We start from the raw sequence: 13,564 nt of genomic DNA, 5'->3' as shown, positions 1-13,564 counted from the left end.
TGGACAGGACCCGGAAAACCAACTTTGCACGGATGATTTCGCCGGACATTGGGCTCATAATGCCAATCTTTCAGTGAAAGCAATTATGGGTGTAGCCGGATACAGCGAAATGGCTCGTATGCTCGGTTTGAATGATGTAGCAGATAAATATGCAGCGACAGCTAAGCAAATGGCAACAAAGTGGGAGGAAATGGCAAATGAAGGTGACCATTACCGTTTGGCTTTTGACCGTAAAAACACTTGGAGCCAAAAATACAATATGGTTTGGGATAAGTTGTGGGATCTGAAATTATTCCCTAACAATGTAATCGGGAAAGAAATTAATTATTACTTGACAAAACAGAATCCTTATGGACTTCCTTTGGATTCTCGTAAAGAATACACAAAATCCGATTGGATTATGTGGACAGCAGCTATGTCCTCAGATAAGGAGACCTTCCAGAAATTCTCTGATCCTGTCTATAAATACATCAATGAAACAGTATCACGTGTACCTATCAGTGACTGGCACCATACAGACAGCGGTAAATGGGTAGGCTTCAGAGCCCGTTCGGTGATCGGAGGATACTGGATGAAGGTATTAATGGATAAAGTTCAGAATAATCAATAAAGTTAGCACGACGTTTACTTCAAATTTATACATATGAGATCTTTAAAGAATATTACTATAAAATCAAATTATCTCATTTTGCTAATAGCATTATTGTTCATCAATAATGCTATGGCAAAAAGTAGTTGAAATGACAAAGGCTTACCAAATATGGGCTAAACGCTGTATAGTAGAACCTTACCCAAAACAGAAAAAAGAAATAAGAATGTTTTTTATACACACAACTTTTTAACGTTATTACTATGAAACATCAAAACTTGGAATTTAAGTGGATGTGTCTACTCTTTCTAGCTCTGCTACTCTCTCCTCCTCTACTTTGGGGGCAGAATCATAGCATTAAAGGACAAATTGTAGATGCAAAAAGTAATGAACCTTTAATAGGAGTAAATATTACTGTTGAAGGCACTTCGAATGGTACCATTTCTGACATAGATGGTCGGTTTACGCTATCTGTAGCTGCTAATGCTGTACTCAAAATCTCTTATATCGGCTATCAAGAAAAGAAAATCAAAGTGGATGATCTGAAAAAAGAGCCTATCATTTCTCTGGAAGAAGACAGCAAGCAACTAGAAGAAGTAGTGGTAGTAGGTTATGGTATTCAGAAAAAGGTATCAAGTGTAGGCGCCATTACCCAAACTAAAGGAGAAGAATTGTTGAAAGGAGGTAATATTACTTCTGTATCAGAGGCTTTACAAGGCAAACTAAATGGTTTGGTAGCTATCAATACGTCAGGCAAGCCTGGAGCAAGTGATACCAAAATGTACATTCGTGGTAAGGCTTCATGGCAAAACTCTGACCCTTTAGTATTAGTGGATGGTATAGAAAGGGATATGAACGATGTTGACATGAATGAGATCGAGTCTATATCTATTCTAAAAGACGCCTCTGCTACAGCCGTATATGGGGTTCGAGGTGCAAATGGTGTAATATTGTTAACAACCAAACGCGGACAAGATAAGAAACCAAACATCAATTTTTCTACAAGCTTTGGTATTAAACAGACTACTGCAAATATGGAATGGGCAGATTATGTTACATCTATGAAAATGTATAATGAAGCTGTAGCTAATGACAACAACTGGAATCAACAAATTAAACAATCTGTCATCAATGCTTGGTCAAATGCTTTTGATACAGGCAACTACGGCCCTTATAATGATGTCTTTCCACAAGTAGACTGGTGGGATGAGTTGGTTAAACCAGGTTTTTCCCAACAATATAATGTGAATATCAGCGGAGGAACCAATTTCATGCGTTACTTCGCCTCCATCGGTTATCAAAATGACGGTGATATTTATGATTTACAGAAACAGGAGAATTTTGATCCAAGGAACTACTATCGCCGTTATAACTGGCGTTCAAATTTAGATTTTAATTTAACTAAAACGACTTCCTTATCAGTAAATATTGCAGGGAAAATGGGATACCGCAATGACAACTTTGCTGATGATGTGTACACTAGAATCATTGCGGCACCAACCAATTCCTTCCCGATAAAGTATAGTGATGGCTATTGGGGAGATGGATCTACTGCCGGCTATAATCCTGTTTGTAATATGAATACAAATGGATCACAACTGTATAAAACCTTTCAGGGATGGTATGATGTTCGTTTGGAACAAAAACTGGACTTTCTAACTAAAGGTCTGAAAGCTGCCGCAAAAGTTTCATATACATCTGCTTCCACTACTCGTTCCAGTATAAAGACTGGTGAAATTTGGGGTAACAATGATTTTGAATCCAGAAACAGTATTATTAAATACCATCGCGAATATGATTATTCTAATCCGACAGTCAATGCAGATGGTTCTCTCACTTACCCCATGATTTTGGAAAAACGATGGCCAAATGATGAGGATATTGAACTACCTCCCAACGTTTCTTATGACAATTTGGATGGTTATAATCGTAAGTTATATTACGAATTCTCTGTGGAATATAATCGTTCATTCGGGAGTCATAATGTAACAGCGTTAGCTCTGATGAACCGTCAAGTATCTGATTTAAAAGATGATAAAGTTATCAAATTCCCAAGTTATCGTGAAGAATGGGTGGGACGTGTTACTTATAACTGGAAAGAACGTTATTTGGCAGAGATGAATATCTCTTATACAGGTTCGGAAAAATTTGCCCGAGGACAACGCTTCGGCCTGTTCCCTTCCTATTCTTTGGGATGGCGTGCTTCAGAAGAACCTTTTATAAAAAAACATGTTGGAGATGTGCTGACTAACTTAAAATTTAGATATTCATACGGAAAAGTCGGTAGTGATGCAGCTGCTGCACGTTGGAATTACATCCAATTATTTAATTCTTTAGGAAGTATTGAATTAGGAAATACACAAGGAGTCACACATAGCCCGCTCTATACAGAAGGAGATATTGCTAACTTGACTTCAACCTGGGAAAAAGCGACTAAACATAACCTTGGAATAGAAATTGGCTTATGGAATAAGTTAGATTTAACTTTGGATTTATTTAAAGAGAATCGTAAAGATATTCTAATGACCCCACAAACTACGTCTTCTATTGTAGGAGCTACTTTTAACGCTATCAACCGAGGAGAAACGAAAAATCATGGTTTAGAATTAGAGTTACGCTGGAATGACAAAATCGGACGTAATTTTAATTACTGGGGAGCTTTAACTTTTGCAACCAGCGAAAACCGGATTGTCTATAAGGATGATCCAAGAAATGCGGATGAGCATTTGAAAGCTGCAGGTAAACCGATTGATTATCAAAACCGTTTTATTGCGATCGGTAATTATGGTTCAATAGACGATGTGTTCAATTACGCACAAACGGCTATAAATGGTACTACAGCATCGCAAGTAATTCCTGGAGATCTTATCTATATAGACTTCAATGGAGACGGGATAATCAACTCAAATGACAAGGTAGTTGTAGACGAATTGAATTACCCATTGACTACTATCGGATTTTCTTTCGGGTTCAATTGGAAAGGGCTTAACTTCAGTGCAATGCTCTATTCGCCACGCAATATATACAAGTTACAGTTTGACCAATATCTGTGGGATTTTCCCGCTTCAAATATACGCGTTCAACCAAAGTCTATGGAACGATGGACTCCGGAAACAGCTAACTCATCGGGTGTTATGCGACCTGCTACACACTTGAACAATACATACAATAAAGTGGAAAGTACTTATCGTTATTCCGACTATTCGTATATACGATTAAAGAATATGGAGATAGGCTATACATTCCCTAAAAAATGGTTGAGTGAAGCACATATTTCCAATCTTCAGGTTTACATGAATGGAAATAACTTACTGACCTTCTGGAAAGGCGATAAACGAGTAGACCCAGAAACAGGAGGTGTAGGTAGCTATCCGATTGTCCGTACTTATACCTTAGGACTAAGAGTTTCATTTTAATCATATTCAAAAGAAATAAAGATGAGAAAAGTATTATTATATATCTGTTCAGTTTTCATTCTTGGCGGGATGACAAGCTGTGAAGACTTCTTAGATAAAAGGGAAGATGTAGGATTGACAGAAGATGATATCTTCAGAGATTACTATTCTTTACGAGGTTTCTTAGATCAATCTTTCAACCAATTGGAAAATGTTATGGTAATGGATAATTGGGAAAATGGACGCGCATTTGTAGGTCTCTTTGCAGACGAGATGGCAACCACGGATAATTCATCTGCCGTTTTTACCTTACATTCCGGAAACTGGTTAAGTAATGCCAAATCAAGTACAACTTTTGAGATTGGCAACGGTGGAAGTACAGCTATATCTCGTTCTTATAAAGCGCTACGTATCAATAATCGTATAATTAATGATATCGACAAGGCTCCTTTGACACCTGAACAAAAAAATGAGATTTTGGGACAAGCTTATTTCTATCGTTCGTGGTTCTACTTTCAGATAATTAAAAGATATGGAGGGATGCCTATTATTGACAAGGTCTTTGAAGGTGGAGATGATGACATTCCTCGTATGACCTACCATGAATCACACGATTGGATGATGGAAGATATACAAAAGGCAATCTATATGTTACCTGATAGTTGGGATGATCCAAACTATGGAAGGCCTACAAAAATTGCAGCAATGGCACTTAAAGAATGGGCACAGTTGTTTGATGCGAGTCCGTTGATGCAAAATGATTTAAATTCTACAGAAAACAAAGGGTATGACACGGAGCGTGCAAAATCTGCTGCAAAATCGGCTTACGAAGTAATACGTTATATGGATGGAAGCAAGTCGGCACCTTATCCTTATGGTTTGGCTAGTAAAGAAGAATATACGAATATTTTCTACTTCAAATATCCACCTGTACATCAGCCGGAATACATTTGGGTCAAACGGCAATTTCCTAATGCTGATAACCAGAACCAAAAACGCACTATCCACACATTCTGGCAATATGAGGATCTTGCATTCGGTTCGGGACCAGATGGAAATTCCATGTGCTGCCCAAGTTTGAACATAGTCAATATGTTTGACAAGAAGGGAGCAGACGGTATTTATTACCCGATTGATGACCCACGAAGCGGATATGCACTTGATTATGACCATAAACCATTTGAGGATCGTGATCCCCGTTTCTATAACAACATACTTTTACCTGGAACAACTTGGGGACATTACGCTGATGGACGTACCTATTACATTACAACCTACAAAGGAGGAGCAGCCTATCAGCACATGTTAACTCAAAAAGACTGCAACAAACGAATGTTCACAGGATTTATGTGTAAAAAGTTCATGTGGCCGGAATGCAATCAGTATCTTGAAAAGAACAATCCGAACTGTTGGTGGGACTATCGCTTCCTCACCATATATATCCGTGCTTCGCAAATTTATTTAGATTATGCAGAAGCGCTATTCGAGGGTTGTGGAAGTGCTACGGCAACTATTGAGGGATGTCCCATATCAGCTGCAGAAGCTATTAATATTCTTCGCAGACGAATTGGCTTAACAGATCTGCCATCAGATATTGTAGCCGATCCTGATAAATTCCGTGCAGCTTACCGCCGTGAGCGTGCCGTAGAATTAATGTTTGAAAATCATCGTTGGTGGGATATCCGCCGTTGGATGATCTTAGAAGAAACATTCAAGGATACTTATCCTATTAAGGGGGCATTATTTACACCACGAGAATCTAATCATGGAAGTATCACGGACAAGTCTACATTGACTTATGATTATGAACAAATCGATATAACTCCGGAAGTGCGTTCTTTTACAAAGAAGAATTACTGGTATCCTTTGCCTCAACATGACGTAGACGCATTGAATAATTTGCAACAAAACCCATATTGGTAATTAAAATGGCTTAATCAAATGAAAAGATATAATAAATTCATATTTATTCTGTTTGTCACTGCTATATTATCCGGCATAGCCACTTCGCTAGAAGCACAGGATAAACCTAAAAAGAAAAAAACAGCCCTTATTGAAGTGAAAGGGCTAGTGACAGACAACACAGGTAAACCGCTAAGCGGAGTAACAGTATTGAGCGGTGAAGGTTCTATTATAAACTATACAGATGCAAATGGAAAATTTGCACTCAAAACAAAAGCTGATGGAACCTTATTAATTGAAGCGTTCGGTTATAAAGATTTTGTAATAAACCTTGCAAAAGAACAACCCACTGTCATCAAATTACAAAATGAAGATCTATATGCTTCAGAAAGAGACATACACGAACGTGCAGACGGTGGAAAAACGTATCAGCGGGATCTGGTAGGTACAGTTTCCAAGTTATCTATGGAGAATGTATTAAAATACCCTGATTTACAATTATCCAATGCCTTACAAGGGCAGGCCGCCGGACTAATTGCTATTTCCGGTGACGGCGGCTTGGGCTATAACGCATCAACATTATACGTCCGCGGACAACACAATAATGGAACAAATACGGCTTTAGTTATTATTGATGGAATAGAACGTCCGATAGATGATATTTTACCGGAAGAAATAGAATCCATCGAAGTTTTAAAAGATGCTACAGCCAAAATCCTGTATGGAGCAGCTGCCACAAACGGAGTGGTTCTGGTGCGTACTAAAAGAGGAGAAGCTCATAAACGGATTGTTCGTGTCGGGGTAGAATACGGTGTACAGTCCTCTACACGTGTACCTAAATATCTGGATTCCTACAACTATTCAAAATTGTTTAATGAAGCTCGTATAAACGATGGAATGAATCCTTATTATACTGACACACAATTAGAAGGATACAGAAATAGTAGTGGAGTCAATGATGTATTGTATCCAAATGTTGATTATTACAATGAATTCTTATTGAACCAAAATATCTACCGAAAAGGTACAATTGAGTTTAATGGAGGTAATGAAGGTGTGAAATACGCATTAGTTGGTGGATATACTGGTGGTTCCGGATTAGAAAAAGTTGGAGAACGTTCGGCTTTACACCGTATGAATGCACGTGGTAATCTGGATATTAAAATCACCGATTTTCTTACAGTAACAGCAGATGTTGCAGCTCGTGTGGAACTGAAAAACTGGGGAGCAAAAGATGGTGCAGGCATATTCAGTACATTATCTTCTAATCGTCCCAATGAGTACCCTTTCATTATTCCTAATGAAACATTATCGGGACAGTTTACCCCCAATGAAGATGGCACGCCATTCTTCGGAGCCAGCACACGGATAGTAGACAATTTATATGCAGATATGGTTTATGGAGGTGACACTTCCGAAAGGTATGTAAATAGCCAGACAAACCTTGGAGCAAATTTTGACTTCAATAAATACGTTAAGGGATTGACATTTAATGCTTATGTAACTTTTGACAATTATAGTTACTTACGTCAAGAATTAAGGAATACTTATCCAACTTATGCCATTGACACTTATAGTGATTTAGACGGTGAAACTATCACCCGATATACACAGATGAAAAAGCTGGATTTGCCCAAAACGCAAAAGATAGCCTCCAATAATACCTACCGCTATTTTGGTATGCGTGCAGATATAGGATATGAACGCACATTAGGAGTGCATGACTTTTCAGCAATTGGCGCATTCCGGTATACAAAGAATGAGATGACAGGAATGACACAAGATTTTAAAGATGCCAACATCTCTCTGCGTTTAAACTATAGTTATGACAAACGCTATCTAGCCGAGCTGACTCTGGCTGGCATGGGATCCAACAAATTTGATAAAAACGATCGTTTTTTCTTTTCTCCGGCTGTAGGAGCTTCATGGATAATTTCTAACGAAAGTTTCATGAAAGAAGCAAAAGCTGTTAACTTCCTGAAGCTAAAAGCAAGTTTCGGTGTATTAGGCTATACAGGTAATACTGGATTCTTCTTGTATCAAACTGGTTGGAATAATAATGGCAACTATAATTTCTTCCAGGATCAAACAGATCATAAAGTTAGTTTAGCTCGCTGGGGAAATCCTGATTTAACATGGGAATACTCTCAAGAGTTTAATATCGGTATCGAAGGATTATTCCTTAATAATCGCCTAAGCACAGAACTCAATTATTTCCATGAATGTAGAAAAGACATCATCGGAGTGAATAACGCCCAATATGCCGCTACAGCAGGGAATTATACAATGTATGAAAATATCGGTCAGGTGACTAATCAAGGTATAGATATTGCAATCAACTGGAAAGGGAATATCGGACGGGACTTTTTATACACAGTCGGAGCCAACATGACTTATTCGAAAAATAAATTAGATAAATGGAATGAAATAGAAGGAGTGGAAAGCTATCGTAAAGCCATTGGACGACCTACCAGTACTATTTTTGGCTTACAGGCACTAGGATTATTTGGAAAAGACATTCCATTAGAAGGTCACTCATTACAATCATACGGTATATATCAAAACGGCGATATTGCATACGCTGACTTAAACAACAATGGGATTGTAGATGATAATGACCGTATGAGCCTAGGGCAAAGTTTTCCTGTAACCACTTGGGGAATCAATGTAGACCTCAAATACAAAGGGTTTGGACTTTATATGTTAGGAACTCTTCATACAGGTATTACTCAATTATGTACAAACGCTTATTATTGGAATAATGGTCTGAATGGATACTCTGAATTAGCATTAAATCGCTACCATGAGGTTAATAATCCTTCAGGTACAATGCCCCGATTAACAACAACGACAGAAAGCAATAACTTTCGTGATTCCAGTTTCTGGACAGAGAATGGCTCATTTTTCCGTTTGAAAAATGTAGAACTTAGTTATACATTTGAAAATAAGGCAGGTAGATTCTTTGCAAACAAATGTAAACTATTCGTACGTGGTACAAATTTGCTTACCTTCTCTAAAATAAAGGATCTGGACCCGGAAAGATTAAATGCCGGAATCACAAATTATCCGGCCTATATGACTGTAACCGGCGGTTTATCCGTCTCTTTCTAAACTTAAAAAATATGCAAATATGAAAATAAGCAAATTAATACTGTTAGCCTGTGTTTGGGGAAGTATTGTTTCTTGTGAAGATCTGCTTGATCCTAAATTAACAAATGAATGGTCCAGTGAGACCGTATGGACTAATCCCGATATGGCACAAGCCGTTTTGACGCAAGTATATGCAGATTTGATGGTTGTTCCGGATCATTATGATGATAATTTCTTAGATGCTGCAACAGACAATGCACTAACCCGAAATTATGGTTCGAGTGTATACCGAGCTAGCATGGGAGCATTCAGCCGATCAACAAATCCACTTGGAAATTGGGACAATATGTATGATAAGATACAAAGCATCAATCTATTCATGGAAAAAGGAGTTACAGATGATGTAATATACAATCGTGTAAGTAAAGAAACTGATCAGGCAATAAAGACTCGTTTACTTGGTGAAGCCTATTTTTTAAGAGCATGGTGCAGCTTCAAATTGTTACAAACTTATGGAGGACGAACAGACGAAGGAGAAGCATTGGGATATACGATCACCAACCATTTCATTGGTGATAAGGAATCTGCGAAGCCGAGCCTGTTTAAACGTGACTCGTATAAAGATTGCGTCAGCCAGATTGTTTCCGACTGTGAAGAAGCTGCCAGACGTTTGCCTGCAACTTACACAGGAGATGATGTTGTTGTCGGAAAATCGAAAATCGGTAGAGCTTGCGGATTAGCGGCAAATGCTCTTAAAGCAAGAACTTTGCTCTATGCAGCAAGTCCGGCTTATCAGGACATGGATGTGATTCGAATAAATGGCATGGGTAGTTTTACTGTATTGAATGAAGCTACTTATCAAGCTGGTTGGGAGCGTGCTGCTCTTTTTGCCAATGAAGTGCTAAAAGACGCAGGGGTAAACTATACCTTTACAGCGATGGCTGCTAAAGATTTGGCTGACGCTGGCAGTGATACCCCGGCCGATTTTATTTTCCGCACCTACATGGGACTTGTACATGGTATGGAAAGCCGCCACTATCCTCCTTTTTATTTGGGAAATGCACAAACAATTCCTTCCCATAATTTGGCTGCCGCCTTTCCTGCCAAAAATGGTTATCCAATAACAGACTCACGTTCGTTATATGACGAGCAAGATCCGTATCTGATAGCTAGAGATAACCGATTCAATATGAATCTATATTATCAAGGGAAAAAGTTTGGAGCTTATAACTCAAACATAGATGTATCCGAAGGTGGAAAAGATTCAGAGAGTTTTCACATTTATGCCAGCCGTTCGGGATATTATTTGTCTAAGTTCTTGTCTACTACACAAAAAAATATGCTGGATCCGATTCAAACATTGAATTCTCGGCACTTTAACCCATTATTACGTAAAACAGAAGTTTGGCTGAATTATGCAGAAGCCGCTAATGAAGCATGGGGACCTGAAGGTAAAGGTGACGACTGCCAATACAGTGCTTATGATGTTTTAAAAATCATACGTGAAAAATCAGGTGGTATCACAGATGTTACCTATTTGTCAGAAGTAGCTTCTGAAGGAAAAGCTGCATTCCGGAAATTAATCCAAAATGAACGTCGTATAGAATTTGCTTTCGAAGATCAGCGTTTTTGGGATTTACGCCGCTGTTTACTTCCCCTAGATACCTGTATTGAAGGAATGCAAGTGACAAGAACAGACAACGGTCTTTCTTATGAAATAAAAGAAATAGAACAACGTCCGTTGGATGCACTTCGCTATTACTATTTGCCGTTACCTAACGACGAATTATTAAAGAATCCAAACCTCAAAAATAATATGGGGTGGAATAATAACTAATATTATATACGATTATGAAAATTGCAAAAATAATATTGTTCGCTTTGACGACTTGTTTAGTGTCTTGCTATGAAGATTACACCCATGATTATGAAACAACAAATGTTGGTTTTGCTTTACAAACCCCATTGCGTACAGTAATATCAGACCGTGATATGCCCATATATGTGGGAGTATCATTAGGAGGTAAACGAGAAGTTGACATGAATGATTGGGCTAAATTTACTTTGGATGCTTCTTTATTAGAGGGTACCTCTCTTACACTTCTCCCCGAAGAATATTACATATTAGAAGATCCGGAGATATTTAAAGTGCGGAAATCTAATTTACCTGTAGCAGATGTTGAAATCAAGTTTACAGATGCTTTTTATACAGATCCACTAAGTCTGACTACACATTACGCTCTCCCTTTCAAAGTTACAGAAAGTTCCATGAACTCTATTCGCGAAGGAGCGGATTATTCTATTGTAGCAATAAAGTATGTCAGTTCCTTTTCCGGTGTTTACTATCTTCAGGGTGAAGTAAGCGAAGTAGATAATAATGGAAATATTATAGAAGGTACCACTGTGGTGTATAAAGAAAAAGACTTGATAAATAATAATACCCTGGAACTAAGTACTCTCGCCCAAAATAAATTATTAAGACCCGGAGTAGCAAACTTAGCGAAAAGCAATATCAATCGTTTCCAGTTGACAATCGACAACAACGGTGAATCAGGCTCAGACTACAATGTTCAAATAGAAGGTATAGAAGGAGGAATTACGATCGTTGAAGGAAATGGCAGCTACATTGCCCAAAGTCCGACTTACACCTTCAACAGTGGAGACAAACCTTGTCCGGAAATCAACCTGAATTACACCTATGAACTGGCAGACAAACGCTATAAAGTGCAAGAACAATTAGTGTTACGTCGCGATCCTGTGAATGATTTACGAGTAGAATCATGGAAGTAATCTAAAAACTTGAGACATGGGGAACTATATTGGTTTCTCATGTCTCAAAATGATAACAATAAAATAGCTTCTCATACACCCATCAGCGATCATCACCACACTGAAGGTGATAAATGAGGTGGCCTCATCATCAATCAATCTACTATGGTGTTAACTCAAAATTTATACGTATGAAGTTTTTAAGAAAAATTTTGTTGGTGGGACTACTCCCTGGTTTTCTTATAAGCCAGGCACAAAATGTCCCAAACAAAGAGGATGTACCCTTGGATTTAGGATATCGTGTACTCCCTATGGGAGATTATAACGGTTCGGCCTACACCATCTCGGGTAAACAGTTACGTAATCTACCTGTTACAAATCTTTCGGCAGTATTGGCCGGACTGGTACCTGGTTATTTTGCCCGACAAGTGCAAGGTGGTGGATTAGTGAATGAACAGAATTCATTCTGGATAAGAGGGCAAAGGAGTAATTCATCCGATGTTCTGGTACTGGTTGATGGACAGGAGCGGGACTTTGCAGTTTTGTCATCACACGAAGTAGAATCAATTACCGTATTGAAAGATGCTGCAGCAACAGCTTTATATGGAATGCGTGCAGGCAGTGGAGCTATTCTGGTTACAACTCATAAAGGAATAAAAGGGAAACCACAGGTTGAATTAACAGCTCAAATAATAGCTCAACAACCACTTAAAGAGTTAGAGTCATTAAATGCAGCCGATTACGCAAGACAGCATAACATAGCCCGTCACAATGACAATATGGATCCACTGTATTCCAACTATGACATTATGAATTATGCAAAGAATGACCCTAATTCCATATTATACCCCAATGTAGATTGGGCTGATAAATACTTGAAGGATACCCGATGGAGTCAACGCTATAACCTTAATATCCAAGGAGGGACAGAAAAAAGTACGTATTTCGTGAATGCAATGTATACCCGTAACAATGGCTACTTCAATACGGATGATTCACATGATTATAGTACCAATCACTCTGCCGAACGGTTCAATATCCGTTCCAATATTGATTTTGCTGTAACTCGCACCACCCAACTGGACGTAAATTTGTATGGGTGGTATCAAAGCCAGAACGGACCTGGTAGCGGAGCCGAAAATATCTATAGAAATCTAGTCACATTACCACAGGGCATCTTCCCTGAATGGTATAATGACCAAGGATATACAGATCAATACGGCAATGTCATCAACGCAGAAGATGGAAAAATCGTGGCAGGAAGTACAGTCCGTGAAAATCCATGGGCAATGCTAAACCGCTCCGGTTACTTTCAGGACAAACAATTGTATGGTTCTTTCCGTACGAAACTCTCACAGGATCTTTCCTTCATTACAGAGGGATTAAAAGCTTCTGTTGCTTTATCTATGGATTCACGTACAATCTCTTCCATCAGACGTACTATCACTTTCGCATATTACGAAAAGGATGCGACGAATGAGAACGTTCTGCGCCGGACCCGCGAGGATGACTCGATGATAAACAAGGTAGACAACACCAGTTCTTTCCGCCGAACCGGTATCGTGGCTCAACTAGATTATAACCGTACCTTTGGAAAACATGGAGTTTCGGCTTTAGCTTTTTATGAACAATATGAAAGCAATGATGAAATGGTATTACCAACCCGCTTCCAAAGTGTAAACGGTTGGTTCGGCTATAATTATGATAAAAGATATGGCATTGATGTCATCGGAGCTTATCAGGGATCCCACAAATTTGGGCCGGGACACAAATTCGGTTTCTTCCCTACAGTATCTGCCGGATGGACTGTTTCTAACGA

At 38.7% G+C, this 13,564-nt stretch carries 7 protein-coding genes; all 7 read left to right on the top strand.

Translation table 11 applies throughout. The features are described from left to right. The coding region (locus ACT8YW_RS18270; RefSeq protein ID WP_444106640.1) for a glutaminase domain-containing protein at window positions 1–610 on the top strand (610 nt) is incomplete at its 5' end. Between the two features lie 242 nt (window positions 611–852). Next, window positions 853–4,005, top strand: coding sequence for a SusC/RagA family TonB-linked outer membrane protein (locus ACT8YW_RS18265; protein ID WP_444106638.1), 3,153 nt, complete (start codon window positions 853–855; stop codon window positions 4,003–4,005). A gap of 21 nt (window positions 4,006–4,026) precedes the next feature. After that, complete coding sequence (locus tag ACT8YW_RS18260; protein WP_444106636.1) at window positions 4,027–5,907, top strand: RagB/SusD family nutrient uptake outer membrane protein; 1,881 nt, start codon at window positions 4,027–4,029, stop codon at window positions 5,905–5,907. Between the two features lie 18 nt (window positions 5,908–5,925). Continuing rightward, complete coding sequence (locus ACT8YW_RS18255; protein ID WP_444106634.1) at window positions 5,926–8,997, top strand: SusC/RagA family TonB-linked outer membrane protein; 3,072 nt, start codon at window positions 5,926–5,928, stop codon at window positions 8,995–8,997. Window positions 8,998–9,016: 19 nt separating this feature from the next. Then, a complete protein-coding gene (locus ACT8YW_RS18250) occupies window positions 9,017–10,813 on the top strand; it encodes a RagB/SusD family nutrient uptake outer membrane protein (RefSeq protein ID WP_444106632.1) in 1,797 nt (598 codons plus the stop codon). Window positions 10,814–10,827: 14 nt separating this feature from the next. Beyond that, window positions 10,828–11,766, top strand: a complete 939-nt coding sequence (locus ACT8YW_RS18245; RefSeq protein WP_444106630.1) for a DUF1735 domain-containing protein — start codon at window positions 10,828–10,830, stop codon at window positions 11,764–11,766. 170 nt (window positions 11,767–11,936) lie between these two features. Next, a partial coding sequence (locus ACT8YW_RS18240) for a TonB-dependent receptor plug domain-containing protein (RefSeq protein ID WP_444106628.1) occupies window positions 11,937–13,564 on the top strand: 1,628 nt, incomplete at its 3' end.

This window comes from Bacteroides sp. (assembly GCF_052357945.1).
In the GTDB taxonomy this organism is placed as follows: domain Bacteria; phylum Bacteroidota; class Bacteroidia; order Bacteroidales; family Bacteroidaceae; genus Bacteroides.
This window is presented reverse-complemented; position numbering and strand designations above follow the sequence as displayed.